The following is a 23,194-nucleotide window of genomic DNA, read 5'->3' as shown; positions in this document are numbered from 1 at the left end:
CAGACCCGGATCCTTGACATCGCTGGCTAATGACATTAGCTTTCAAGCTATACATCGTAGCTGGAGGCGGGACCATGGCAGAGACACTGGAACTGGAAGGCGGGCGGCTCGGATACGAGGTGTCCGGGGAGGGCCCGCTCGTCGTGCTGGCGCCCGGCATGGGCAACGACCGCGCCGCCTACCGGTTCCTGGCGCCGCGGCTGACCGCCGCCGGATACCGGGTGGCGGTCACCGACCTGCGCGGCCACGGCGACTCGACGCTCGGCTGGTCCTCCTACTCGCGCACCGACACCGCGCACGACCTCCTGGCCCTGATCCGCCACCTGGGCGGGCCCGCCGTGATCGTGGGTCACTCGTTCTCCGGCGGGGCGGCCACCATCGCCGCCGCGCGGGAGCCCGAGCTGGTGCGCGCCGTGGTGGAGATCGCCCCGTTCACCCGCCCGCAGCAGCCGGACCTGGGTGGGCTCGTGCGCAACCCCGCCTACCGCAAGGGCATGTCGCTGCTGATGGCCACCGGGACGCTGCGCAGCCTCGGCCTGTGGAAGCGCTACCTGCACCACGCCTACCCGGGCCGCAAGCCCGCCGACTTCGCCGCTTATCTGGACGAGCTGGGCCGCGACCTGAGCAGGCCCGGCCGGATGGCGGTGATCAGCAAGATGGGCATGGCCGCGCCCAAGGACGCCGGCGCCCAGCTGGCCGGCGTCCGCTCCCCCGCGCTGGTCGTCATGGGCACGGCCGACCCCGACTGGAACGACCCGCGCGCCGAGGCCGAGGGGGTCGTCGCCGGGATGCCCGACGGGATCGGCCAGGTCGTGATGATCGAGGGCGCGGGCCACTACCCGCACGCGCAGTATCCCGACGAGGTCGCCGCGGCCATCCTGACCTTCCTGAAGGAGCGCCTGGATGGCTAGGGCCGCGCTCTCGTCCAAGGCGGTGGTCGGCCTCGCGCTGGAGATCGTGGACGAGTCAGGGCCGGCCGCGCTCACGCTCGCCGCGGTCGCCGCCCGCGCCGGGGTGGCGCCGCCGTCGCTCTACAAGCACGTGCGCAACCTCGCCGAGCTGCGGGTGCTGGTGTCCGGCCAGGTCATGGAGGAGTTCGCCGAGCACGGGAACGCGGCCGTGCTCGGCCGCTCGGGCGACGACGCGCTGCGGGCGCTCATGCGGGCCTGGCGCGCGTACGTGGTCCGCAACCCGCACCGCTACGCCGCCATCCTCCAGTCCCCGGAGCCCGCCACCGCCGCGATCGCCGAGCGGCTGGTGGACATCCTGCTGGCCGCGCTGCGCGCGTACGACCTGGAGGGATCGCAGGCGATCCACGCCGCGCGCTGCATGCGCGCCGCCGCCCACGGGTTCGCGGTGCTGGAGACCGGCGGTGCCTTCCAGCTGCCGGAGGACCTGGACGAAAGCTACGAGCTGCTCATCGACATGGTCATCGCGGGCCTCCGGCGAGAGCCGCCGCGCTCCTAGTGAGCCGCCGGAAGCAGGGACACCAGACCCGCCAGGCCCTCGTCGCCGTGCCCCTGGGCCACCCGATGGCGCATCAGCTCCATGAACGGGACGAGCAGCCGGGGATCCACGCCCTGGTCCCGCGCCGTGGCCAGGAGCGAGTCGTTGCCCGCCGCCATCATGGCGAGGTTGGAGGTGACGCCCTCGGTGTAGTCGCCGCTCGCCAGCTGCGCGGCCATCTCCTGGCTGCTGCCCGCCATCGCGCCGAGCCACTCCGCGAGCAGCCCGGCGAACCTGGCCAGGTCGAGGTCCTTCTCCCGGCTCACCAGGGCGAAGGCGTGGGTGATGCCCGCGAGCATGCCGGTCATCGCGCTGAGCAGGGCGATGTCGTGCAGCGCCGCGTGGCCGGGGTCCTCGCCGACGAACTCCGCCCCGGCCGGGACCTCCAGCGCCTCGCGGTGGCGGTCGAACAGCTCCCGGTCGCCGCTGTAGAACACGTAGCCGCCGGTCTCCGGACGGCCGATCATCGGGGGGACGGCCATGATCCCGCCGTCCAGGAAACGGGCCCCGCGCTCATTCACCCAGCGGGCACGCCGCCAGGCCTGGGCGGGGGTGCCGGTGGTCAGGTTGACGACGTCCTTGCCGTTCAGGTCGGCGCCGTCCAGGGTCTCGCCCACGGAGTCGTCGTCCAGCAGGCAGAGGACGACGGGACCGGCGGCCGACGCGACCGCCTCCGCCGCCGTGTCCGCCGCCCGCGCGCCGCCGCGTACGAGCGGTTCGGCCTTCTCCCGGGTACGGTTCCACACGGTCAGCGGATGCCCCGCGGCGAGCCAGGAGTGGGCGAGCGCGGTCCCCATGTCGCCGAGGCCCAGGAGGGTGATGGGAGTCTTCGAGGTGATGCCGGTATCCATGTCCACCAGGTTCGGGCACGCCCTGGACCATGATCAAGTACGCACTCTTTTGTGGGTGGTTACCTTAAGGTAAGTGCATGACCAGGCGAGACACGTACGTGTGCGGCATCGACGCGGCCATCGACGTGGTCGGCGGCAAGTGGAAGGTGCTCATCCTCTGGGCCCTGGACGAAGGCCCGCTCCGGTTCGGCGAGCTGCGCCGCGGCATCCCCGGCGTCACCGAGAAAGTCCTCACCACCCATCTGCGCGAGCTGGAGAACGACGGCATCGTCTCCCGCGACGAGGCCTTCGAAGGAGCGGTGCGCCGGGTCGCCTACACCCTCACCCCGCTCGGCGTCTCCCTCAACGAAGCGCTGGCACCGCTCGGCGACTGGGGCCGGAAGCACCTCCTCAGCGAGCATCACGAACCCGGCGAAGTGTCCCCGCGCTGAACTCCTCCCGCTTCACAGTCGGGCCACCCGCGAGCGGAAGCGCCTCGTCCCACGGCATCGCCAGACCACTGGCCTGACAGCGGTACGGCGCCCGCACCGGATATCCCGTCCCCATGCAGGACCAGACCACCGACCCACCACCAGCACAACGCCCGCACCCGACATCCCGTCCCCATGCAGGACCAGACCACCGACCCACCAGCAGTACGACGCCCGCACCTGATGTCCCGTCCCCATAGCGGGACCAGAGCACTGACCTACCAGCGGTATTGAACTCCGGTCCTCATGGCGGGGCCAGACCTTGGCGGAAGGCGTAGGTGACGGCTTGGGCGCGGTCGCGGACCCGGGTTTTGGCGAACAGGTTGTTGATGTGGGTCTTCACGGTGGCTTCGGAGATGTGGAGTTGCCCAGCGATCTCCGCATTGGACCGGCCCTGGGCGATCAGCCCGAGCACCTCCACCTCCCGCTGCGTCAGCCCGTCAGGCCGCCTCGGCTGAACATTCTCCGGCCCGGTCTGGTCACCCCGCCCTGCTGCACCCCTCCGCCGCCCGTTGATGTCCCGGCCCCTGCTGAAGCCCTGTCCGACATCAGCGCCCCCGCCTTCGTCGAAACCTCGTCCGCCATCAGCGCCCCGGCCCGCGCCGAATCCCCGCCCAACACCAGCGCCCCCGCCCACGCCCGAGCCCCGTCCAACATCACCACCCCCGCCCGTACCGAGTCCCCGCCCATCCGCACCCGCGTGGGCGTTCCCAGGCCCCGCATACCCCCGCCTCTCCTCGATACCTGATCCCGCTCCAGGGCTCAGGACCTCGCCATCCCCGGGACCGCCCGCCACGGTCTCCGCCAGGCGGCGTTGCACAGGAGGCGCGAAGTGTGCTTCGCCCTCAGCCACCACCGAGACGGCCCTGGCCAGGGACTCGGCGTCGGTGTCCTTCGTCAGGTAACCCCGGGCCCCGGCCCTCAGAGCCGCGAAGACAGACTCGTCGTCGGAGTACGTCGACAACACCACGACCTCGGTACGGGGGTGCTCCCGTCGGATGATCCGCGTCGCCGCGACCCCGTCCATGCGAGGCATGCGCAGGTCCATCAGCACGACGTCCGGGGCCAGTTCGGCCACCAGCCTGACCGCCTCCTCGCCGTCACCGGCGGCGCCCACCACCTCGGTGTCCGGGAGCAGCCCGAGGAGCAGCACCAATCCTTCGCGCACGACGGTCTGATCGTCGGCCACGAGCACGCGCACCGTCATGCCGGCACCCGCAGCACCACCGCGAACCCTCCGTCGTCGGCCCCCGCCGTCAGCGATCCCCCGATCAGCTCTGCCCGCTCACGCATGCCGATCAGCCCGTAACCCGCACCGCTTCCCGCGGCCATCTGCCCGCCCGGCTCCGCGGCTCCTTCACCAACCCCATCCCTGACACCCCCGATGTCGGCGTCGTCAGACGAACATGTGCCGCCACTGCCTGACGAGTGGGGCCGGTCAGCCGTGTGCCCGATGCCGTTCCCCTGCTGAGCGCTGTCGTTGCTCAGGGCAGGACCGCTGCCCGGAGGGCTTCCCGTATCAGAGAGGCCGGGACCGGGCGGGCGGGCCGCAGGGGCGCCGCCGTCGCGGATCTCCAGCTCGCACCAGCGGCCGAGCAGGCGCAGCGACACCTCGGCCGGCGCGCCGGGAGCGTGCTTGCGGACGTTGGTGAGCGCCTCCTGGGCGGTGCGGGCGACGGCGAGCTTGGCCTCCGCCGACAGCCCGGCCGCACCGGCGTCGACGGTGAGCACGCACGACGCCCCGGTGGTCGCGCGGAACTCGGCGGCGAGGCGTTCGAGGCGCTCCGGCAGCGGCAGGTCCCTGCCGCGCAGCGTGTCGAGAGCGCGACGGGTCTCCTCCAGGCCCACCCTGGCCAGGTGGACGGCCCGCTCCACCCGGTCGAGCGCCAGCGCCGGGTCGGCGCCCGTCCTGAGCAGGACGCGGGCACCTTCCAGATGGACGATCTGCGCGGACTGCGCGTGGGCCAGGATGTCGTGGACCTCGCGGGCCAGGCGGGCGCGCTCCTGCAGCACCGCCTCGCCCGCGCGGGCCTCGGCCACCTCGACCGCCTGCCGCTTGGTCGTGGACACGTGCCAGATCAGGAACGAGAACACCACCGTGTAGGCCATCCCTGCCGTCATCCCCCACGCCGCCGCCATGTCGAACCCGGTCAGGTAGGACACCAGCGGCAGGGCGGCCAGCAGGAGCGCGGTCAGCGGGACGGCGGCGCGCAGCCGCACCCTGTGCGGCGCGGCGATGGCGGCGAAGAAGGCGAAGCCCAGGCCGGTGTAGGGCTCGATCGCCTGCATGGCCGCCGCCCCCGCGACGGTGACCAGGAGCGGTGGCACGTTGTGGCCGGAGACGGCGCGGGAGCGGAGCAGCCAGATCGCGCAGCCCCAGGTGGTGGCGCCGACGAGCAGCGCGAGCAGCGTCTCCTGGGCCGTCGCCCTGGAGTGCGCGATCGCGACGGGCCCCCAGAGCAGATAGAGGGCCACGAGGGCGAGCCCCGTGACGCGGGCCGCCCGGCTGCGGAGAAATGCCACGTCCCCCAAGGTAATCGGGGGCCGCGCCCCGCACATCAACCCGTGGTTGGAGAACGGAAATCAACCCCTGCTCCCATGCGCGACGACCCCGCGATCACCGATCGTAGGCGCATGACCTCGATCCGCGTCCATCGTCTGCGCAAGTCGTTCGGCAAGGTCCTGGCCGTCGACGACCTGTCCTTCACCGTGCCCGAGGGCACGATCACCGCCTTCCTCGGCCCCAACGGCGCCGGCAAGACCACCACCCTGCGCATGCTCCTCGGGCTGGTCAGGCCGACGTCCGGCGAGGCCGTCCTCGGCGGCGTGCCCTACCACGAGCTCGACCGCCCGCTGGAGCGGGTGGGCGCGGTCCTGGAGGCCACGTCCTTCCATCCCGGCCTCACCGCCGCCACCCATCTGGAGGCCGTACGGATCGCGGCCGGCCTTCCTGCGGCCCGGGTCGCCCGGGTGCTGGAGCAGGTCGGCCTCGAAGCGGCCGCTCACCGGAGGGTCGGCGGTTTCTCCCTGGGCATGCGCCAGCGGCTCGCCCTGGCCACGGCCCTGCTCGGCGAGCCTGACACGCTCATCCTGGACGAGCCGGCCAACGGGCTCGACCCGGCCGGCATGCGCTGGCTGCGCGGCTTCCTGCGCGCGTACGCCCACGAGGGCCACACGGTGCTGATCTCCACCCACGTGCTGGCCGAGGTCGAGCAGATCGCCGACCACGTCGTCATCATCGCCGCCGGGCGGTTGTGCTGGAGCGGCCCCCTGGCCGGAGCCGGTCTGGAAGACCTCTACCTGGAGGTGGCGGGATGATCCCCCTCATCAGGGCCGAGCTGCTCAAGGCCCGCGCGAGCCGCACGACCAGGGTGCTGGTGGCGGTCACGCCGTTGTTCTGCGCGCTGTGGGCCTGCCTGCCCGCGCTGATGCCGGCCGCGTCCGACGCCGTCCGGATGGCCAACGTCTACAACATGGCGCAGCAGGCGTACGTGTTCACAATGATCATCGGCATCCTGGGGATGTGCGGCGAGTTCCGTCACGGGACGATCACCTGGAGCTTCCTCGCCAGCCCCCGCCGGGGCCGGGTGGTGCTGGCCAAGCTGGCCGTCTACGGGCTGGTGGGGCTGGTCGTCTCGGCGCTGTCGGCGCTCGCGACGCTGGTGGCGGGTGCGGCGCTCCTGTCGTCGCAGGGGCATCCCGCGCTGAGCGCCGACGTGCCGTGGGTGCTGACCGGCGCGGTGCTGGGCAGCACCCTGTACGCGCTGCTCGGGGTCGGGCTCGGCGCGCTGATCCGCCACCAGGTGGGCGCGATCGCCCTGGCCTGCCTGCTGTTCATGTACGGTGACGCGTTCCTGGCCTGGCTGGTGCCCGACGTGTTCCGGTGGCTGCCGACCGGGGCGGCCAGGGCGCTCGGCGGCATGCGGCTCGACTCGGGCGGCGAGCTGTTGCCTGCCTGGGGAGGCGGCCTGCTGTTCGCCGGCTACATCGCCGCCGCGGTGCTCGCCGCCCGGTTCATCACTCTGCGGCGTGACATCACCGGATAAACCGGAGGATGCTCCGGCCTTCAGGCCGGGGAGGAATCCGGTTGCCCGCGTAGCGGAGCCAGGAAGCAGCGATTCGCCGTCAAGGTGAATCGCTGTTCGCCCGGGGAGTGCCGATTGCGGCCTCCAGTAGGTGCACGATCTCGGCATTGAGGGATCGCCGGTCGGTCTTCGCCTGCGCGGTAAGCCGGGCGTGGAGGTCGGCGGGTAGTCGAAGGGTGATGCGCACCTCGGTTTCCATGCGTTCATGGTGGCATGCCAGAGGTATAATGACACCATGACGACACCAAATGATGCCGAGGGGGCTGGGCATGCCCGGTGCACCTACCGGCTTCGCGTGTCGTCCAACGCACTCGCGGCGCTACTGACCGAGTGGGACCGGTGCCGGTGGGCGTGGAACCAGTGCGTGGCCACCTCCCGCGCCGCCCACAAGGCTCGTGAAGAGTGCGGCCCCGCCCGGCTGGACAAGATGCTGACCGGTTGGCGCGCTGGGAACGCCTGGCTAGGCGAAGGCGCGTGCGTGCCGCAGCAGCAGATCATCCGGGATTTCGCCAAGTCCCGGGCGAAAGCGTTGAAGGACATCAAGGCCCGGCTGCCCGTCATGCAGCGCGCGGGGATGCCGAAGTTCAAAAAGAAACACCTGGCGAAGCCGAGCTGAACTACACGCGGCGCGGTTTCCGGTTGAGGGACGGTCGCCTGCACGTGGCCGGGGGGTCGCGTTGACGGTGGTGTGGTCGCGGGATCTGCCCGAAGAGCCGTCCAGCGTGCGCATCTACCGCGACAGCCTCGGCCACTGGTACGCCTCCTTCGTCGTGCGGGCTGAGATGCGGCCCCTCCCGCAGACCGGTGCCATGATCGGCATTGACTGGGGCGTCACAGAGACCGCGACCACCACCAGCGGCGACCATGACCTGCCCCACGCCGGGCATGGGAAGAAAGCCGCCGCCCGGCTACCCGATACCAGCGGCAGATGGCCAGGCGGAAGCCCGCAAAAGGGAAAGCGGCCTCGAACGGTTACCGACAGGCCAGGCAGCAGGCCGCCAAGGCGCACAAGAAGGTCGCCCGGCAGCGGACCGACACCGCCCGCAAGTGGGCCAAGAAGGTCGTGCGTGACCATGATGCGCTGGCCGTGGAGGACTTCCGGCCGAAGTTCCTCGCCAAGTCCACCATGGCCCGCAAGGCGGCCGACGCGGCGATCTCGACCACCAAGCACGAGCTGATCAACATGGCGCGCAAGCACGGCCGGGACCTCCGGCTCGTGCACCCCGCGCACACCACCATGGACTGCGGACAGTGCGGAGCGAGAACCAAGCACGCACTCCCGCTGCCGGAACGCACATACACCTGCACCGCGTGCGGAACCGTGTCTCCCAGGGACAAGAACTCCGCCCGCGTGATGCTCGTCCGGGCTGGTCTGAACCCGGCTGGTGCTGATCGTGGAAGACCTCTCGTCCCGCTGGGGCAAGAGGCAGCGTGAGCCAGAAATCCCCTGAAGTCCCTGAAGGGCCGGGAAGAATCCCCTTCCTTCAGGGAGGGGAGCAGTCAATTGACCGGTTTTCTCAGATGGTCTTCATGTTCCGCAGAGGTCGTCTTCAGGCGGCCCGGCGAACATGGGTTGCGCAGGCCTCTGACGTGGAAAGACGGTTTCACGATGAAAACGGTGAGAATGAACGCGCCTCTCATGGCTCACACGGCCGGTGCGAGCCTCGTCACGGCGTCGGCGGGTGCGCGGTGAACCCGACGCTCGTGCGGCGCGCCCTGGCCGCGCTGACCGTCATCGCCATCTTCGGCGCCGGCTTCGAGCTCGCCGTGGAGCGCCACTGGCGCAGCGTCCAGCAGCTCGTGCCGTGGGCGGCGCTGACGCTGCTCGCCGTCGGCGTTCTCCTGCTGCTGGCCACCCGGCTCTCCGGCACGGTGCGGGTGATCGCCGCCGTGGTGCTGCTCGCCTCCGCCTTCGGCGTGTTCGCGCACGTGTCGGCCAACATGACGGTGGGGTCCTTCTCGGGCGCGCTCGACGGAGTGTCGATGATCGGGCAATGGTGGCACGCGTTCACCAAGTCGGTCGGTGACGCCCCGCCGCTGGCCCCCGGCATGCTCGCCCAGGCGGCCCTCCTGCTCCTGCTGGCCACCTACGTCACCGGCCGCCCCTCGGCGGGCAGGCACGCGGAGGCTCCGGTGGCGGTCAAGGAGCCGGCCGAGCGATGACAGGGCTGACCGGCTTCGGACGAGGGTGAAGCCGGTCGGCGAGTCACCGGAGGTGTCCGGCGATCAAGGACCCCTCGGCGAGGGTCGGTGAATCTGAGTCTTGCCACCTCCATCAGGCTCGACCGCTGAGAAGCTCACTGACCTCGGACCGGCAGCCCTCAGGTGGGACACAGGGAAGCACTGCGGCGCGCCTGCCCCGACTCCCGGGCGGGCCGCCGGCGTTTCTGCTTGATCCACGAATCGTCACTAAAATCTGACATGATCCTGGAGAATCCCGGCGTGCCGGTGGCAGCTCGCCCAACGTGCGTGGAGGAGATCATGTCCGCTGGCCCGTTGGAGCCGGGAGACCCACGTGTGCTCGGGGCGTTCCAGGTGGTCGCACGCCTGGGCGAGGGCGGCCAGGGGGTCGTCTACGAAGGGCGGAGCGCGTCCGGCGGCCGCGTTGCGATCAAGGTTCTCAGGGGTGGGAACGATCCTGACACCCGCCGCCGGCTGGCCAGGGAGCTGGAGTCGGCCCGCCGGGTGGCTCCCTTCTGCACGGCCCGCGTGCTGGAGGCCGAGCCTGACGGGCCGGTGCCGTATGTGGTGAGCGAATTCGTCGCGGGCCCGTCATTGCAGGAGCGGGTACGCGCGGGCGGTCCCCTGCGGGACGGCGACCTGGAGCGGCTGGCGGTCGGCACGGCCAGCGCCCTCGCGGCCATCCACGGCGCCGGGGTCGTCCATCGGGACTTCAAACCCGCGAACGTGCTGCTCGGTCCCGACGGGCCACGCGTGGTCGACTTCGGCATCGCCCGGCCGCTCGGCGACGGCACGGCGACCTCGACGATGTCGGGGACGCCACCGTACATGGCGCCTGAGCAGCTCAAAGGAGAGCACGGGTCTCCAGCGGCCGATGTCTTCGCCTGGGCCGCGACCATGGTCTACGCGGCGACCGGGCGGGCGCCGTTCGGCAGCGACACCGTTGCCGCCGTCTTCCACCGCATTCTCACCCTGGAGCCCGACCTTTCCGGCATTCCGCAGGGCCTGCGCGAGACCCTGGCCGCTTGCCTGTCGAAGGATCCCCGGGCCCGCCCTTCTGCCCGGTCGCTGCTGATCCGCCTGGTCGACCCCGGGGCCTCCACCGTCACGGTTCCCGACGTCGGCCCGGTTCCCAGCGCGTACGTCCCCCCGGACTGGCCGGCCCCGAGCCCGACCAAGGCCCTGCCGTCCGTCGACGGATCGACGGTGCGGGGGCAGGGCGACTTCTCGTACGGCGAGACGGTCACCCGGCGGAGGATGCGGCCGGCCCTGCCGTTGATCGCCGTCGCCCTGGCGGCTCTCGCGACGGCCGGTGTGCTGTACGCGACGGGGACGATCGGTGTCCCGGCCGAGGGCGGCGAGGCGACGACACAGACGGCGTCCGATCCGCCCGCTGACCGGGAATCGGCCTCCGGGCGGACTTCGACGTCATCTCCGGCATCGTCGTCCGGATCGGCTACGGCCGGGACGGGCGGGATCCCCGAAGCCTTCGCGGGGACTTGGACGGGACAGGTCGTCTCGCAGGACGACCGTAAGAAGAGCGTCGAGGTCACGGTCACCCTGACGGGCGGGCAGAGCGCCGGGACGTGGGCCGACGGCGACTGTGAGCAGCAGGCCACGCTGACTCGCGTCAGGAGCGACACCGTGCTCGACATGGCCGTGGCGCAGCGGGATCGGTGCGCGGGCGGAGACATGACGCTCACGTTGAACGCCGCCGGGACACTGGACCTCGTACGGCAGGAGGGCGCGGGCTCGCTGGAGTACCGCGGGAGCCTGCGCCGTTCCTGACCGTTCAGCCGGCGCGCGCGATCTGGAAGGAGTACGCCCCGGTCTTGGCCTCGCCCGACCTGACGACCAGCGCATAGCGCCCGTCCCCGCCCGAGAGTGGGATGTCGAACTCGTAGCCGCACAGCGGGATAGGCTGCCGGGCGTCGGCGACGCTCTTCTCCGCTGCGTCGTACAGTTCCAGCTGGATGGCCGTGCACGCCCCCGCGCCGCCGAGGACCTTGACGGCCGTCGCGCCGTCGGAGTCGAACTCGAAGCGGTCGATCCGTCCGGGGACGTCCAGCCGCCCGGCCCCGTCGGGGCTGCCCTCGCCGATCTGCAGGCCGACCGCCACGGGGAAGGTGCGGACCTTGACGGTCGCGATCCGGAAGCTGTATGCGCCTATGACGTTCGTGTTCCCCCAGACCTCCAGCCGGTGCCCGCCCGCCTTGGTCAGTTTGAAGAGCGAGGTGCCGAAGCTCATCGCGACGCTGGACGGGCCCAGCGGTTCGCCGTCGACTTCGGAGAACACCTGTAACTGGATGTCGGCACCCTGCATGCCGGCGACGTAGAACTCCTTGGCGTCGCCCAGGTCCAGGGTGAACTTGTCTTTCTGCCCCGCCCGGGTCAGTTCGGCCGACACCGTGCTGCCGTCGGTCAGGGTGCCGCCCGGCTCGACCGCCGTCGAAGGCTCGTCATTCGCTTCCTGGGCCGGCGCGCTCTCCGCCTGAGCGGGTGCACTTTCGCTGGTCGTATGGCTGGTCACGGGTGCCGGAGCGGTCTCAGCTCCCCCGGTCTCGCCACCGGCGAAGCCGCATCCCGAGAGCACAAGCAGGATGAGTACGAGGACGGCACTGGTGCGGCCGGGGGCGACTCTGCGCACCACAGAGGAATCTGTCATGTCACCCATTCTTCGGAGCCCGCTTACAAGCCGATTGCCCGCAACTATCCTCGCGCCGGAAGGCCGTGGGAAAGGCCGTTTCCCGTCACCTCTCGGCGTCCTGGACCCCGGCCTCTACCGAGACCCGGAGATCCCCAACAACACGCTCGTGCATCCGTACTTCACCTTGCACACCGACCACGGCGTACCGTCCGAGGCCGACCTCCTCGTGCGGGCCTACGCGGCGGCGCCCGAGGAGCGCGGCGCGGCGGTGGTGGCGGCGCTAAGGGTTTGTGCGGCGACCCGGGACCGCGCGAGCGGTCCGCGGCCGGGACGAGCTGCTCTTCCAGCTCAGTGCGGCAGAGCCGGCTGACCTTCGCGAGTCAGTCGCCCGCGTCCGCGCAGCGAGCGGCCGGTCGGCGTGCGGTAGCAGTGGCGACGGAGCGGCATGGCAGACTCAGAGAGTTGAGTCTGCCTCGTCTTCCAGGGAGTCGAGCTACCGGCACAGCCGCCCGACGATCTCGGCGGCGATCTGCCGGCTCAGCCCGTCGTCGGCAGGGTGCTGAGCACCTGTCGGATAACGCAGCTCGGCCAACAGGACCGCGACCCGGCTCTGCGCTTCAGCGACGCTGTCGGCAGCCGTCAGCTCTGCATAGGCCCGCAAGTTCCTCGGCGTCAGTCCGGACGGGTCGAGGTCCGGCAGGAAGTGGGCGACGAAATCCGGTCCGGCGGTCGGGAAACTGTGGGCCGGAGCGAGTGGCAGCATGGCGTCATGGACCTCCTGAAGGTCCACCAGATCGCGCCGGACGGCTTCCTGGAGCGCGCGCCCGAAGTCGTCGTGGTCGGTGAAGCCCCGCATCAGATCCAGGATCGTCCGGAACGGCGTGGTCACCGGAATGCCCTCGACGACGGTGACGTCCGCCGCCGCCAGCCGTTCGACATTCCACCGAGCTGGCGGCGTGCTGGTAGACGCCGTGGTCGAGCTCGGTCAGCAGCCCGGCCTCCCGGAGACGGTCCAGCTCACCGTCGTCGACCCCGAGCCGGGCCAGTTGGGCACGGGTCAGGAAACCCTGCTGCCGCGCCGCCGCGATCGACAACTCGTAGTACCGCTCGTGCGACATGCGCCCTCCCGTGGCGTCCGTTGCCGCCGCGGTATTCAAGGCGTAGTCGACGGGCACACCAGCCTCCGGCTCGAAGTCGAAGTCGATGATGTCCTCGGGAACCGCGAACGGCTGCCGGTCGCCGAACAATCGCCGACGGCGCTCCGCCTCCTGGCGGCGAATCTCCTCGTGGGCTCGCTCGACCACCTCGGGGCTGAAGGTCCGCTGCCTCCAGCGCTGCCTGTCGGTGTCGTCTGCGCCGGGGTCCGCCTGGTCGCTCTTGTCGATCATGTCGTCCTCCTTCCCCAGAGTAGACCTGAACGTCGACCCCGGGGCCTGACGCAGACTGCGGTCGGCGTGATGCGCCAGATGGCGGAGTTGGCAGAACGCGGCGTGGTGCGGCTCCTCAGGGGTTCCGCGCCGAGTCAAGGAATTCGAGCCATCCGTCCCGGCTGGGCGAAGCCCGGCACCAAAGAGAACATTCGAGCGCAGCGGGGCCCTTCGTGGACGGGCGGGCGTGCGGGGTCAAGGGAAGCCCGCGGCAACGGGTGGGTGCGGAGGATATCCAGGGTGTACAGCACCGGGTTCGAACCAGTGAGGCGAGGGGTCACCGGATCCGGCGGACGGATGGGGCCGCGGTGGCGGTGATGGCCAGGAGGAGGAGCCAGGCCGCCAGGGTCAGGGTGGCGGGCTTGGGTCCCCAGGCGGCGATCATGGCGCCGCCCGCCATCGTGCCCGCCGACAGGGCGCCCATGGTGAGCGTCTCCAGGGCGGCCGAGGTGCGGCCGCGCAGGTGGTCGGGGGTGATGGCGAGGCGGTGGCTGGTCATGGCCACCGAGTAGACGGGCGGCAGCACCGATTCAGCGAAGGCGACGAGGCCGAGGAGCAGGGCGTCGGGCGCGGCCGCGTACAGGGGGAAGACGAGGGCCTCCACCCACAGCATGGCCGCGGCGAGGCGGCCGATCGGGAAGCGGGCGGCGAGCCGGGCCGCCAGCAGTGAGCCGAGCAGCGACCCGGCGGCGGCCGCGCTGAAGATCAGCCCGATCTGCTGGGGTGAGGCGCCCACGCCCTGCGCCAGGGTGATGATGACCAGGTAGCCGGCCCCGTACCTGAGCATGTCGCCGGTCTGGAGCAGGCCGAACAGGCGGATCACCGGCTGCCGCCACAGCCAGGTCAGCCCTTCGCGGATCTCCGCGACGAGGCTGCCGGGCCCCGGCGGGCGGGTCTCCTCCTGGAAGGACGCCCGCATGAGCCGCAGGCTGGCGGCCGAGGCGACGAACGAGACGGCGTTCACGGCGAACGGCACGGTCCGGCCCAGCCCGTGGACGGCCGCGGCGAGGGTGGCGCCGCTGACCCGCAGCGTGTTGAGCGTCCCCTGGGTGACGGCGAGGGCGCGGGCGAGCTGGGCGGGGCCGACGATGGTGGGCAGCGCGGCCGTGCTCGCCGACTGGAAGAGCGCGTGCAGCACGCCTCCGAGCGCCGCGACCGCGTACAGGTGGGGCAGGGTGAGCCGGTCCATCCAGAGCGCGGCGGCGACGCTGGCGGCGAGGGCGGCGCGGCCGAGCTCGCACCAGATCATGGTGCGCCGGCGGTCCCAGCGGTCCACGAGCGCGCCGGCGGCCAGCCCGACGAGCAGGTAGGCGGCGGTGTTGACGCCGAGGACGAGCCCGCTCTGCGCGGCCGACCCGGTCATGGCCAGCACGAGGAGGAGGAAGGCGAAGTCCTGGATGTGGTCGCCGGCGTTGGAGACGATCTGGCCGGACAGGAGCAGGGCGAAGTTCTTGTTCCGCCTGAGGGCGGTGTTCATGTGGTGACACTCCGTTAGCACGTACGGACACAGGGCGGCTGAAACCTCGTGCCGGGCGCTATTCGATCGGAGCGGTACGCATGCCGCGGAGGCTAGCAATGACCCGTGGCGGGCCGCACCGGGTTTTCCGGCCGAAGAAGGGACGGAAGGCCCTGCAGCTCGTCCTCCCGCGCCTGATGGAATGGAGGCATGAGGACGAATGCCATGAGGTGGACGGTTCTGACGCTCGCCGGGCTGGCGGCCTTCCGGCTGCTGGTCCGTCCGCGGCTGCTGCGCTGGGGGGCCACCGCCGGAGAGGCGCGCGCCCCGATGCCGGGCGACGCCGTCATCCCGCGCCCGCACGTCATCGCCACCCGGGCCGTCACCATCGCCGCCGCGCCCGAGGACGTCTGGCCCCTGCTGCCGGAGCTGGCCGGGCGGGGCGCCGAGGTCGTGGAGGAGGAGCCCGGCCGGACCCTGGTGATGGCCGTGCACGCCTTCCACGTCACCGTGACCTGGGCCGTGGAGCTGCGGGAACAGGACGGCCACACGCGACTGGTCCTGCGGCAGCGGATCCTGTGCCGTCCGGGGGTGCTCGGGCTGATCTACCTGCTGCTGTCCGATACGTCGGACTTCTTGGCCGTCCGCGGACAGCTCGCCACGGTCAAGGCTCTCGCCGAGGGGAAGCCTCACCGTGCGGCGATCGCCGTACCGTGAGTGGGAGGAGCCACGGCGCATGAGCGTCACCGAGGAGAAGCCGGAGCTGACCGACCGGATCAAGAACGTGATCCACGAGGGCAACGCCCGCATGATCATCGTCAGGGACACGCGCGGTCACACCGTCATGCAGGTGCCGGTGACGGTCGGCGTGGGGGCGCTCGTCCTCGCTCCCGTCGTGACCGCGCTGAGCGCGATGGGCGCGCTCGCCGCCCAGTGGACCATCAAGATCGAACGATCTGACGAGGACGACTGAGCCGGCCCTTCCTCAGTGCGTCCAGCGGTGCCGCATGGAGCGGCGCAGCCTGGTGAGCGACTCCTTCTCCAGCCGGCGCACCCAGTGAGAGGTGAGCCCCATCCGCGCGGCGATCTGCCGGGTGGTGTGCTCCTCGTACCCGTCGAGCCCGTACCGGAGCCTGAGGATCAGCTGCTGGCGGGGCGCGAGCCCGCCGAGGGCGGCGGCGAGCACCCGCTTGAGTTCCGCGCGCTCGACAGCCTGCTCGGCCCGCTCGCTGTCGGGGTCCTCGATCATGTCGCCGAGGGTCATCGCGTGCTGGCCGTCCTGGACGACCAGGTCGAGGCTGACGCAGTCCTGCGGGGTGCGCCGCAGGGCCGCCAGCCTGGCGGTCTCCTCGCCGGCCCTGGCGGCCACCTCGGCCTCGGTGGGCAGGCGGCCCAGCTGGTGGGTGGCCTCGATCTCGGCCCGGGTGACGGCGATCAGGCGGTCCTGCAGGCCGATGGGCAGCCGCACCGTGTGGGCGTGCTCGATGCCCTGCTGGATGGCCTTGCGGATCCACCAGGCGGCGATGGTGGAGAACCGGTAGCCCTTGGTGTGGTCGTACCGTTCGACGGCGCGGATCAGGCCCAGGTTGCCGTCCTGGATGACGTCGGCGAACGACAGCCCGCGGTGGGCGTACCGTTTGGCGATGGCGACGACCAGCCGCAGGTTGGCGCGGATCATGTGGTCGCGGGCGGCCCAGCCGTCGGCGGCCACGGCCGCGAGCTCGGGGTCGGGGCCGCGCTCGGCGACCAGGTGGGCGGCGTAGGCGCCTGCCTCCATCCGTCTGGCCAGCTCGACCTCCTCCGAGGCGGTCAGCAGCGGGGTGCCGCCGATCCCGGCCAGGTAGCCGCTGAGCTGGTCGTGATGGTCCGGCCCGGCCTTCGCCTGCGCTGACACCGCCGCTCCCCCGTCCTCGGAGTCCTGAGATCACCTCCACCTTGACGGGCGGCGGCCTCCGGCGGTGGTGGCCAAGGTCCTCAGGGGCGGGGACCTTGGGCCTCGGTGCGGCACCGGACCACGGCGAGGGGTGCCGGGGAGTGCTGGAGCATCGCCTGGCTGACCGAGCCGAGCACCATGCCGGCGAACGTGCCGTAGCCGTGGGTGCCGACGACGAGCAGTCCGGCGCCGGTCGCGGCCTCCCTGAGCACCTCGACGGGGTGTCCCTGGACGATCTCCTCGATGACGTGCACGCCGGGGTGGTTCTCGCGGTGGCCGGCGAGCGCGTCGCGCAGCACGGCCCGTTCGGGTCCCTCGCCGTCGGACGGCTCGAGGCCGGTCCAGGACCAGGCGTGCACGACGCGCAGGGCGTGGCCGCGCAGCTCCGCCTCGGCGAAGGCGAAACCGAGCACGCGGCTGGAGGCGGGCGAGCCGTCGACGCCGGCCACGACCTCGTCGCGCGGCTGTGCGGGCAGCTCGCGGACGACGACGACGTCGCAGGTGGCCTGGCCGGCCACGCCGTGCGCGACCGAGCCGACCAGCAGGCCGCGCACGGCGCCGAGCCCGTGACTGCCGACGACGAGCAGCTGGGCCTCGCGCGCGGCGTCGATCAGGGCGCCGCGCGGGTCGCCGGGCAGCAGGACGGTCTTCACGGAGATGCCCGGCCGTTCGCGCCGGGCCCGCTCGGCGGCCGTGGCCAGCACGGACTCGCCGCCCTGCCGCATCCACGCCGCGACCTCGGCGTAGCGGCCGCCGGCGCCGGTCTCGACCGCCCAGCCGGCGATGGCGTGCCCGATCGTCAGCGGCACCTCGCGCAGCGCCGCCTCCCTGGCGGCCCACGCCGTGGCTTCCAGCCCGGCCCTCGACCCGTCGACCCCTACGATGATCATGTACGTGTCCTTCCTCTCCCCTGGTCCCGACCTTATCCCCGGCAAGATCCTCAGCCGGGACGCGGGCCCTTGTTTTCATGGTCCGACGGGGTCCGGGGCGACGGACAGGGCCGTACTGCCTGGGTCGAAGGGGACCTAAGCCTCTTCCGGTCCAGGGTGATGGTGCTAACGTCGGAGGCATGATTCGCGTGTTCCTTGTCGATGATCACGAGGTGGTCCGGCGCGGTGTCGCCGCCCTGCTCGATTCGGAGGACGACATCGAGGTCATCGGCGAGGCCGGCACCGCCGAGTCGGCGGTGGGCAGGATCCCGGCGCTCCGGCCGGACGTGGCCGTGCTCGACGTGCGCCTGCCCGACGGCAACGGCGTCGACGTGTGCCGCGAGGTCCGCTCCAAGGTGCCCGGCCTGGCGTGCCTGATGCTGACGTCGTACGCCGACGACGAGGCGCTGTTCAACGCGGTCATGGCGGGAGCCGCCGGTTACGTGCTCAAGCAGATCCACGGCTCCGACCTGGTGGGCGCGGTGCGCACCGTGGCCTCCGGCCAGTCGCTGCTGGACCCGCAGACCACCGCGGCGATGCTGCAGCGGCTGCGCGACCAGGCCGCCAAGCAGGACCCGCTGGCCGCCCTGTCGGAGCAGGAACGCCACATCCTCGACCTGATCGGCGAGGGGATGACCAACCGGCAGATCGGCGAGCGCCTGTTCCTGGCCGAGAAGACGGTCAAGAACTACGTGTCCAACCTGCTGTCCAAGCTCAACATGCAGCGGCGCACCCAGGCCGCGGCGCTGGCGGCACGCCTTCGTGCCGGTCGGGGCGAATGAAGGGACCTTCGCCCCTAATGACGTGCGTTCCCGATGGGGAATGCTGGGTCCCATGCAACTCGATTCGTCCGGCCTGCAGGTGCTCTCCCGGGAGGAGTGCCTGCGTTTGATGTCGTCGCCGCCCATCGGGCGGATCGTCTTCACCGATCGCGCCCTTCCCGCGGTGCAGCCCGTGGCGTTCCTGCTGGACGGCGAGCGGATCGTCATCCGTACCGGCATCGGCTCCAAGCTGGCCGCCGCCACCCGGCAGTCCGTCGTGGCCTTCGAGGTCGACGAGTTCGACCCGGAGCTGCGCACCGGCTGGTCCGTGACCGCCGTCGGGCACGCGCGCGCCGTGACCGATCCCGGCGAGATGTCGCGCCTGGCCTCGCTGCCGCTGACCCCGTGGGCGCCCGGCAGCAAGGACCACTACATCGTGGTCGAGGCCGAGCAGATCAGCGGCCGGCGCATCATAGGGGGACACGCCAGCGCAGCGACGCCCCTCCCTCGTCCGGAGAGCTGATCTCGAACGTGCCGCCCAGCCGGGTGGCGCGCTCTTCCAGGTTGCGCAGGCCGCTGCGGCGGCCCTCGGCGGGGATGCCGACCCCGTTGTCGTGCACGGTCAGCGTCAGCCCGTCGCCCGTGACCTCCACCGCCACGCCTGCCCTGCTGGCCTTGGCGTGCCTGACGATGTTGGAGAGCATCTCGCGCAGCACGGCGAGCACCTGCTCGGCGACCTCCTCCGGCACCTGGTTGTCGATCTGGCCCTCCATCCGCAGGCCGGGCATGAAGCCGAGGTGGCCGCGGGCCGACTCGACCAGGTCGACGATCCGGCCGCGCAGGGTGGGCCCGGTGGTCTCGGGGGTGGCCTGGAGGGCGAAGATGGTGGAGCGGATCTGGCGGATGGTCTCGTCCAGCTCGTTGACGGCCTGCTGGAGCCGGTTGGACGCCTCGGGCCGGTCGACCAGGCGGACGGTGCTCATGAGCGTCATCGCGATCGCGAACAGCCGCTGGATGACGACGTCGTGCAGGTCCTTGGCGATGCGGTCGCGGTCTTCGAGCAGGCCGAGCCGCTCGGCGTGGCGGCGCGTCTCGGCCAGCTCCAGCGCGATGGCGGCCTGGCCGGCGAACGCCTCCAGCATGCGCAGGTCGGCGGCGCTGAAGGGCAGCCGACCGCTCCACTTGGCCAGGGCCAGCACGCCGCGCACCGTCTGGCCGGAGCCGAGCGGGATCAGCAGCTCGGGGCCGTAGCCCAGCTCGCGCAGCTCGGAGTCGCGGTCGTGCAGGTCGTCGGCGGTGGCGGCGTGGCCGGTGCGGAACACCTGGCCGGCCGGGCTGTCGTCGAGGCCGAAGGTGATGCCGGTGGTCTCCTGGCCGCCGTCGCCCTCGGCGTACTCGACGTGCAGCCGTTTCCCGTCGGGACCCGGCAGCAGGACCTGGACGAGGTCGGCGCCGGTCATCTGGTGGGCGCGGGTCGCCATCATGCTGAGCACCTCGTGCGGGGCGGCGCCGGACAGCAGGCGGGTGGTGATCTCGGAGGAGGCCTGCAGCCAGGTCTCGCGCCGCCGCGTCTCCTCGTACAGGCGGGCGTTCTCGACGGCGACGCCGGCGGCGGTGGCCAGCGCGATGACGATGGCCTCGTCCTCCTCGTCGAACTCGCCGCCGCCGCGCTTCTCCGTCAGGTAGAGGTTGCCGAACACCTCGTCGCGCACCCGTACGGGCACGCCCAGGAAGGTGCCCATGGGCGGGTGGCCGGGCGGGAAGCCGTAGGACTCGGGATGGTCGGAGATGCGGCCCATCCGCAGCGGCCTGGCGTCCTTGATGAGCAGGCCGAGCAGGCCGAGCCCGTGGGGCCAGTGCTCGATCTTGGCGATCTCCTCCTCGCTCAGCCCGACCGGGATGAACTGGATGAGAGTGCTCTCCTGGCCGACCACGCCCAGCGCCCCGTAGGTGGCGTCGACGAGCCTGGTGGCGGTCTCCACGATGCGCCGCAGCACGGTCTCCAGGTCGAGGTCGCTGCCCACCGAGACGACCGCTTCCATCAGGGCATGCACCCGGTCGCGGGTGGCCAGCACCGCCTGCAGGCGCACCTGCAGCTCCGCCAGGAGGTCGTCGAGACGCATGCTGGGCAGCAACGGGCTCTGCTCACTCTCCCTCATAAGGGTCAGTCTCGCACCCGCACACGACGGGCGCCCACCCCCGGTGGGGGCGGGCGCGGCGGTGCTGATGACGGTGCTGATGAGGCGGGAGGTCAGCGCAGGTACGGGTTCCGCTGGATGATCGGCAGGTTGCCCAGGCCGAGGGTGGTGCCGGCGTTGGCCAGGGCCAGACCGGCGAGGACGATCGTGTAGATGATGTGGTCGTCCATGAACGGGTTGGTGGTCAGGGGCAGCGCGGCCGCCCACATGAGCATCAGCATCAGGCCACCGGCGACGGCGGCCACCCGCAGGCCCACGCCCAGCATGAGCGCGGCGCCGACGCCGAGCAGTCCGGCCATGAACAGCCAGTCGACCCAGGGCTGACCGGCGAGTGCGGTGAAGAAGCCGCCGAGCGCGTTCTCCTCGGTGCCCTTCAGGAAGCCGGTGGTGGGGCTGCCGCCCGCCAGCCACGCCTTCTCGGCGGTGGTGGCGAAGCCGAGGCCGAAGGTCTTGTCGAGGAACGCCCACAGGAAGGTCCAGCCCAGCGCGATCCTGGCGATGGCCCAGACGTAGTCGACGGGGCGTCTGCCGTCGGCGGTCAGGGTCGTGTGGACGGGCTTGGCGGGGGTGGTGGTGGCCATGACGGGCCCCTTTCAGGTCGGGCTGGTCTTTCCCTCACATCCCCATCACACCGTTTCGAACCCTTTCCCAGGCAGTGCCGGACGGCCTCCCGCGTGGTGACCTTGGTCCCCCGCCCGGCGGGCACTTCAGCCCAGCAGGTCCTCCACCGGGCGCCGTACGGCGTCCTTGTCGTCGAAGGTGATGCCCAGCCGCATGATCATCTGCGGGTACTCACCGGAGCACAGCTCCTCGCGCAGGAACTCGCGCAGATGGCGCATCTCCAGCACCTGCGTGTGGAAGGCGGCGCTGACCCCGTACGCGGAGGCGTGCAGGAGGACGCGCTGCAGCGACTGGCCCGCGGCCAGCCAGTCCTCGCGGGTGTCGCCCGGCGTGGTCAGCAGGGCCACGACGCCGGTGCCGGTGTCGCCGGCGTCGCCGGTCTCACTGCCCCACTGGTGGCGCCAGGAGTAGTCGCGCTGGGCGAAGTGCGGCTGCGTGCGGACCGGATCGCGGGGGTAGGCGCCGGCGGGCACGCCGTCCGTGCGGGTGCTGCCCGGCGGGCGGGCCCAGCGGATCAGCTCCAGGGTGAAGCGCCGGTCCTGCGCCTGCACGCCCTGCGCGGCCTGGGTGAGCGCGGCGACCACGGTGACCGCGTCGGGCGCGACCACGGGGGTGAGCCGGGCGCCCTCCGCGGCGGCGCTCTTGACCAGCGCCTCGACCAGCCGGTCGGGCACCGGCAGGCCGGTGAACCCGGCCCGGTGGGTGCGCCGCCGCTCGATCTCGGCGGCGAGGACCGAGGTGCGCTCGTCGGGGTCGGACTCGGCGCCGACCCGGACGACGGCCAGCAGCGCGGGCCGGTCGGGGTCGGGCATGACCCGCACGTCCGGCTCGTACCCGGCCCGGCGCATCGCGGTCCGCATGGTGAACAGGGCCGCGCCGCAGCTGACGATCATCTCGCGGCCCTCGGCGTCGCCGAAGCGCAGCCGGCGCTCGGCGTCGGCGCGCAGGCTGATCTCCTCACCGGTGACGGCGAAGGTCCACGGCTGGGTGTTGTGCACCGACGGCGCCCAGCGGGCGGCCTCGACCGCGGCTTCCACGGCCGCCTTGGGCGAGCGGCTGGCCGGACGGTTCATGACTCCACCTCCAACTGACGATAACCCAGCGCATCACACCGGGAGGCGGCCGGGCAGGGCCTGAGGTCCCGCCGTTGCGCACCGTCTCACGCCCCGGTCAGCCTGCGGCGGAAGACCCAGTACGTCCAGCCCTGGTAGACGAGCACCACCGGGGTGAAGATGACCGCCACCCAGGTCATCACCGTAAGGGTGTAGGGGCTGGAGGCGGCGTTGGTGATGGTGAGGCTGTTGGCCGGGTCGAGCGCGGGCATCACGTTCGGGAACAGCGCGGTGAACAGGGCCGCCACCAGGGCGGCGATGGCCAGCGCGCTGCCGGTGAACGCCCAGCCGTCCCGGCCGCGCACGGTGGCCAGGAGCGACGCGACGAGCGCGGCGGCGGCCACGCCGGTGATCACCCAGTAGGCCGGCTTGTCGCTGCCGAGCAGCACCAGGAACGCGGCCGCGGCCACGACGGTGAGCGGGCCGAGCACACGGGCGATCCTCCTGGCCCGCTCGCGCAGCTCGCCCGTGGTCCGCAGGGCCAGGAACACGGCGCCGTGCTGGGCGAACAGCAGCAGCGTGGCCAGCCCGCCGAGCAGCGCGAACGGGTTCAGCAGGGTGAACAGGGTGCCGGTGTACTCGTGGTCGGCGTCCAGCGGCACCCCGGCGGCGATGTTGGCGAACGCCACTCCCCACAGCACGGCCGGACCGAGCGAGCCCCAGAAGAAGGCCCGGTCCCACCCTTTCTGGCTGTCGCTCTTGTTCCGGTACTCCAGCGCCACACCGCGCAGGATCAGCGCCAGCAGGATGAGGAACAGCGGCAGGTAGAAACCGGAGAACAGGGTGGCGTACCACTCGGGGAAGGCGGCGAAGGTGGCGCCGCCGGCCACGAGCAGCCACACCTCGTTGCCGTCCCAGACGGGCCCGATGGTCCGCACGACGGTGCGCCGCTGAGCCTCGCCGCGGGCCACGAACGGCATCAGGATGCCGACCCCGAAGTCGAAGCCCTCCAGGACGAAGTAGCCCGTCCACAGAACGGCGATGAGCAGGAACCAGAACGTTTCCATGGGGTGATCC

26 protein-coding genes and 1 pseudogene are annotated in these 23,194 nt (G+C 71.6%); 13 read left to right on the top strand and 14 right to left on the bottom strand.

The window, feature by feature from the left end; genetic code table 11:
* Positions 1 to 74: 74 nt before the first annotated feature.
* Together KME79_RS20760 and KME79_RS20755 are read left to right on the top strand one after the other, a co-directional pair.
* Positions 75 to 911, top strand: coding sequence for an alpha/beta fold hydrolase (locus tag KME79_RS20760; RefSeq protein ID WP_219545837.1), 837 nt, complete (start codon positions 75 to 77; stop codon positions 909 to 911).
* Complete coding sequence (locus KME79_RS20755; protein ID WP_219545836.1) at positions 904 to 1,467, top strand: TetR-like C-terminal domain-containing protein; 564 nt, start codon at positions 904 to 906, stop codon at positions 1,465 to 1,467. The genes KME79_RS20760 and KME79_RS20755 overlap by 8 nt, the downstream gene beginning before the upstream one ends.
* Here the strand turns inward: KME79_RS20755 and KME79_RS20750 are convergent.
* Complete coding sequence (locus KME79_RS20750) at positions 1,464 to 2,357, bottom strand: NAD(P)-dependent oxidoreductase (protein WP_219545835.1); 894 nt, start codon at positions 2,355 to 2,357, stop codon at positions 1,464 to 1,466. The two genes, KME79_RS20755 and KME79_RS20750, sit on opposite strands and share 4 nt — an antisense overlap.
* Before the next feature lie 77 nt (positions 2,358 to 2,434).
* Between KME79_RS20750 and KME79_RS20745 the strand changes: the two genes are divergently transcribed.
* Positions 2,435 to 2,788, top strand: a complete 354-nt coding sequence (locus tag KME79_RS20745) for a winged helix-turn-helix transcriptional regulator (RefSeq protein ID WP_219545834.1) — start codon at positions 2,435 to 2,437, stop codon at positions 2,786 to 2,788.
* Positions 2,789 to 3,071: 283 nt separating this feature from the next.
* Here KME79_RS20745 and KME79_RS46410 read toward each other — a convergent pair whose 3' ends face one another.
* Together KME79_RS46410 and KME79_RS20735 are read right to left on the bottom strand one after the other, a co-directional pair.
* Positions 3,072 to 4,034, bottom strand: a complete 963-nt coding sequence (locus KME79_RS46410) for a response regulator (RefSeq protein ID WP_281429443.1) — start codon at positions 4,032 to 4,034, stop codon at positions 3,072 to 3,074.
* Positions 4,031 to 5,350 carry a sensor histidine kinase gene (locus tag KME79_RS20735; RefSeq protein WP_219545833.1) on the bottom strand — a complete coding sequence of 440 codons (1,320 nt, stop codon included), beginning with the start codon at positions 5,348 to 5,350 and terminating at the stop codon, positions 4,031 to 4,033. The genes KME79_RS46410 and KME79_RS20735 overlap by 4 nt, the downstream gene beginning before the upstream one ends.
* 111 nt (positions 5,351 to 5,461) lie before the next feature.
* Here KME79_RS20735 and KME79_RS20730 point away from each other — a divergent pair, with 111 nt between their 5' ends.
* Together KME79_RS20730 and KME79_RS20725 are read left to right on the top strand one after the other, a co-directional pair.
* Positions 5,462 to 6,145, top strand: coding sequence for an ABC transporter ATP-binding protein (locus tag KME79_RS20730; protein ID WP_219545832.1), 684 nt, complete (start codon positions 5,462 to 5,464; stop codon positions 6,143 to 6,145).
* On the top strand, positions 6,142 to 6,873 hold the full coding sequence (locus KME79_RS20725; protein WP_219545831.1) for an ABC transporter permease: 732 nt from the start codon (positions 6,142 to 6,144) through the stop codon (positions 6,871 to 6,873). Before KME79_RS20730 ends, KME79_RS20725 begins: the two co-directional genes overlap by 4 nt.
* A gap of 79 nt (positions 6,874 to 6,952) precedes the next feature.
* Here the strand turns inward: KME79_RS20725 and KME79_RS20720 are convergent, their stop codons facing one another.
* On the bottom strand, positions 6,953 to 7,111 hold the full coding sequence (locus KME79_RS20720; protein ID WP_219545830.1) for a toxin-antitoxin system HicB family antitoxin: 159 nt from the start codon (positions 7,109 to 7,111) through the stop codon (positions 6,953 to 6,955).
* A gap of 36 nt (positions 7,112 to 7,147) precedes the next feature.
* Between KME79_RS20720 and KME79_RS45030 the strand changes: the two genes are divergently transcribed.
* The 4 genes and pseudogenes from KME79_RS45030 (at position 7,148) to KME79_RS20705 (ending at position 10,881) form a co-directional block, all read left to right on the top strand.
* Complete coding sequence (locus KME79_RS45030) at positions 7,148 to 7,528, top strand: hypothetical protein (RefSeq protein WP_246640161.1); 381 nt, start codon at positions 7,148 to 7,150, stop codon at positions 7,526 to 7,528.
* Between the two features lie 309 nt (positions 7,529 to 7,837).
* Positions 7,838 to 8,347 (top strand): annotated as a pseudogene (locus tag KME79_RS45025) (RNA-guided endonuclease InsQ/TnpB family protein); the annotation flags it as partial.
* 254 nt (positions 8,348 to 8,601) lie between these two features.
* Entirely contained in the window at positions 8,602 to 9,075 is a 474-nt protein-coding gene (locus KME79_RS20710) for a hypothetical protein (RefSeq protein WP_261808580.1), read from the top strand.
* Positions 9,076 to 9,393: 318 nt separating this feature from the next.
* Entirely contained in the window at positions 9,394 to 10,881 is a 1,488-nt protein-coding gene (locus KME79_RS20705; protein WP_219545829.1) for a serine/threonine-protein kinase, read from the top strand.
* Positions 10,882 to 10,885: 4 nt separating this feature from the next.
* On the opposite strand, the gene KME79_RS20700 is transcribed toward KME79_RS20705, so the two are convergent.
* The 4 genes from KME79_RS20700 to KME79_RS20685 form a co-directional block, all read right to left on the bottom strand.
* The gene (locus tag KME79_RS20700) at positions 10,886 to 11,758 is read right to left on the bottom strand and encodes a hypothetical protein (RefSeq protein WP_219545828.1); all 873 of its coding nucleotides are present in this window, start codon (positions 11,756 to 11,758) and stop codon (positions 10,886 to 10,888) included.
* Between the two features lie 475 nt (positions 11,759 to 12,233).
* A complete protein-coding gene (locus KME79_RS20695) occupies positions 12,234 to 12,503 on the bottom strand; it encodes a hypothetical protein (RefSeq protein ID WP_219545827.1) in 270 nt (89 codons plus the stop codon).
* A gap of 4 nt (positions 12,504 to 12,507) precedes the next feature.
* The gene (locus KME79_RS20690) at positions 12,508 to 13,128 is read right to left on the bottom strand and encodes a type IV toxin-antitoxin system AbiEi family antitoxin domain-containing protein (protein WP_219545826.1); all 621 of its coding nucleotides are present in this window, start codon (positions 13,126 to 13,128) and stop codon (positions 12,508 to 12,510) included.
* A gap of 316 nt (positions 13,129 to 13,444) precedes the next feature.
* Positions 13,445 to 14,644 carry an MFS transporter gene (locus KME79_RS20685; protein ID WP_219545825.1) on the bottom strand — a complete coding sequence of 400 codons (1,200 nt, stop codon included), beginning with the start codon at positions 14,642 to 14,644 and terminating at the stop codon, positions 13,445 to 13,447.
* Between the two features lie 204 nt (positions 14,645 to 14,848).
* Here KME79_RS20685 and KME79_RS20680 point away from each other — a divergent pair, with 204 nt between their 5' ends.
* Positions 14,849 to 15,340: a hypothetical protein gene (locus tag KME79_RS20680; RefSeq protein WP_148031860.1), complete on the top strand. Its 492-nt coding sequence runs from the start codon at positions 14,849 to 14,851 to the stop codon at positions 15,338 to 15,340.
* Between the two features lie 19 nt (positions 15,341 to 15,359).
* Positions 15,360 to 15,596: a DUF4342 domain-containing protein gene (locus KME79_RS20675; protein ID WP_148031861.1), complete on the top strand. Its 237-nt coding sequence runs from the start codon at positions 15,360 to 15,362 to the stop codon at positions 15,594 to 15,596.
* 12 nt (positions 15,597 to 15,608) lie between these two features.
* On the opposite strand, the gene KME79_RS20670 is transcribed toward KME79_RS20675, so the two are convergent.
* On the bottom strand, positions 15,609 to 16,517 hold the full coding sequence (locus KME79_RS20670) for a sigma-70 family RNA polymerase sigma factor (RefSeq protein WP_219545824.1): 909 nt from the start codon (positions 16,515 to 16,517) through the stop codon (positions 15,609 to 15,611).
* A gap of 80 nt (positions 16,518 to 16,597) precedes the next feature.
* On the bottom strand, positions 16,598 to 17,446 hold the full coding sequence (locus KME79_RS20665) for a universal stress protein (protein WP_148031862.1): 849 nt from the start codon (positions 17,444 to 17,446) through the stop codon (positions 16,598 to 16,600).
* 179 nt (positions 17,447 to 17,625) lie between these two features.
* Here KME79_RS20665 and KME79_RS20660 point away from each other — a divergent pair, with 179 nt between their 5' ends.
* A complete protein-coding gene (locus KME79_RS20660; RefSeq protein WP_219545823.1) occupies positions 17,626 to 18,267 on the top strand; it encodes a response regulator in 642 nt (213 codons plus the stop codon).
* Between the two features lie 52 nt (positions 18,268 to 18,319).
* A complete protein-coding gene (locus tag KME79_RS20655; protein WP_219545822.1) occupies positions 18,320 to 18,769 on the top strand; it encodes a pyridoxamine 5'-phosphate oxidase family protein in 450 nt (149 codons plus the stop codon).
* On the opposite strand, the gene KME79_RS20650 is transcribed toward KME79_RS20655, so the two are convergent.
* The 4 genes from KME79_RS20650 to cydB all read right to left on the bottom strand — a co-directional run bounded on the left by KME79_RS20650 (position 18,717) and on the right by cydB (position 23,184).
* Positions 18,717 to 20,405, bottom strand: coding sequence for a GAF domain-containing sensor histidine kinase (locus KME79_RS20650; protein ID WP_219545821.1), 1,689 nt, complete (start codon positions 20,403 to 20,405; stop codon positions 18,717 to 18,719). The two genes, KME79_RS20655 and KME79_RS20650, sit on opposite strands and share 53 nt — an antisense overlap.
* 92 nt (positions 20,406 to 20,497) lie before the next feature.
* A complete protein-coding gene (locus KME79_RS20645) occupies positions 20,498 to 21,025 on the bottom strand; it encodes a hypothetical protein (protein ID WP_219545820.1) in 528 nt (175 codons plus the stop codon).
* 126 nt (positions 21,026 to 21,151) lie between these two features.
* Positions 21,152 to 22,138, bottom strand: a complete 987-nt coding sequence (locus tag KME79_RS20640) for an Acg family FMN-binding oxidoreductase (RefSeq protein ID WP_219545819.1) — start codon at positions 22,136 to 22,138, stop codon at positions 21,152 to 21,154.
* 86 nt (positions 22,139 to 22,224) lie between these two features.
* The gene (gene cydB, locus KME79_RS20635; protein ID WP_219545818.1) at positions 22,225 to 23,184 is read right to left on the bottom strand and encodes a cytochrome d ubiquinol oxidase subunit II; all 960 of its coding nucleotides are present in this window, start codon (positions 23,182 to 23,184) and stop codon (positions 22,225 to 22,227) included.
* Positions 23,185 to 23,194: the final 10 nt, after the last annotated feature.

The organism is Nonomuraea harbinensis, assembly GCF_019396385.1.
Taxonomy (GTDB): Bacteria; Actinomycetota; Actinomycetes; order Streptosporangiales; family Streptosporangiaceae; genus Nonomuraea; species Nonomuraea ferruginea.
This window is presented reverse-complemented; position numbering and strand designations above follow the sequence as displayed.

Excerpts from the sequence above, each read along its gene's own strand:
- KME79_RS20745 (WP_219545834.1), top strand. The coding sequence starts at position 2,435 with ATGACCAGGCGAGACACGTACGTGTGCGGCATCGACGCGGCCATCGAC.
- KME79_RS46410 (WP_281429443.1), bottom strand. The coding sequence starts at position 4,034 with ATGACGGTGCGCGTGCTCGTGGCCGACGATCAGACCGTCGTGCGCGAA.
- KME79_RS20700 (WP_219545828.1), bottom strand. The coding sequence starts at position 11,758 with ATGACAGATTCCTCTGTGGTGCGCAGAGTCGCCCCCGGCCGCACCAGT.
- KME79_RS20760 (WP_219545837.1), top strand. The coding sequence starts at position 75 with ATGGCAGAGACACTGGAACTGGAAGGCGGGCGGCTCGGATACGAGGTG.
- KME79_RS20665 (WP_148031862.1), bottom strand. The coding sequence starts at position 17,446 with ATGATCATCGTAGGGGTCGACGGGTCGAGGGCCGGGCTGGAAGCCACG.
- KME79_RS20655 (WP_219545822.1), top strand. The coding sequence starts at position 18,320 with ATGCAACTCGATTCGTCCGGCCTGCAGGTGCTCTCCCGGGAGGAGTGC.
- KME79_RS20680 (WP_148031860.1), top strand. The coding sequence starts at position 14,849 with ATGAGGTGGACGGTTCTGACGCTCGCCGGGCTGGCGGCCTTCCGGCTG.
- KME79_RS20755 (WP_219545836.1), top strand. The coding sequence starts at position 904 with ATGGCTAGGGCCGCGCTCTCGTCCAAGGCGGTGGTCGGCCTCGCGCTG.
- KME79_RS20750 (WP_219545835.1), bottom strand. The coding sequence starts at position 2,357 with ATGGATACCGGCATCACCTCGAAGACTCCCATCACCCTCCTGGGCCTC.
- KME79_RS20730 (WP_219545832.1), top strand. The coding sequence starts at position 5,462 with ATGACCTCGATCCGCGTCCATCGTCTGCGCAAGTCGTTCGGCAAGGTC.
- KME79_RS45030 (WP_246640161.1), top strand. The coding sequence starts at position 7,148 with ATGACGACACCAAATGATGCCGAGGGGGCTGGGCATGCCCGGTGCACC.
- KME79_RS20720 (WP_219545830.1), bottom strand. The coding sequence starts at position 7,111 with ATGGAAACCGAGGTGCGCATCACCCTTCGACTACCCGCCGACCTCCAC.
- KME79_RS20645 (WP_219545820.1), bottom strand. The coding sequence starts at position 21,025 with ATGGCCACCACCACCCCCGCCAAGCCCGTCCACACGACCCTGACCGCC.
- cydB (WP_219545818.1), bottom strand. The coding sequence starts at position 23,184 with ATGGAAACGTTCTGGTTCCTGCTCATCGCCGTTCTGTGGACGGGCTAC.
- KME79_RS20675 (WP_148031861.1), top strand. The coding sequence starts at position 15,360 with ATGAGCGTCACCGAGGAGAAGCCGGAGCTGACCGACCGGATCAAGAAC.
- KME79_RS20660 (WP_219545823.1), top strand. The coding sequence starts at position 17,626 with ATGATTCGCGTGTTCCTTGTCGATGATCACGAGGTGGTCCGGCGCGGT.
- KME79_RS20695 (WP_219545827.1), bottom strand. The coding sequence starts at position 12,503 with ATGCTGCCACTCGCTCCGGCCCACAGTTTCCCGACCGCCGGACCGGAT.
- KME79_RS20690 (WP_219545826.1), bottom strand. The coding sequence starts at position 13,128 with ATGATCGACAAGAGCGACCAGGCGGACCCCGGCGCAGACGACACCGAC.
- KME79_RS20685 (WP_219545825.1), bottom strand. The coding sequence starts at position 14,644 with ATGAACACCGCCCTCAGGCGGAACAAGAACTTCGCCCTGCTCCTGTCC.
- KME79_RS20705 (WP_219545829.1), top strand. The coding sequence starts at position 9,394 with ATGTCCGCTGGCCCGTTGGAGCCGGGAGACCCACGTGTGCTCGGGGCG.
- KME79_RS20725 (WP_219545831.1), top strand. The coding sequence starts at position 6,142 with ATGATCCCCCTCATCAGGGCCGAGCTGCTCAAGGCCCGCGCGAGCCGC.
- KME79_RS20650 (WP_219545821.1), bottom strand. The coding sequence starts at position 20,405 with ATGAGGGAGAGTGAGCAGAGCCCGTTGCTGCCCAGCATGCGTCTCGAC.
- KME79_RS20640 (WP_219545819.1), bottom strand. The coding sequence starts at position 22,138 with ATGAACCGTCCGGCCAGCCGCTCGCCCAAGGCGGCCGTGGAAGCCGCG.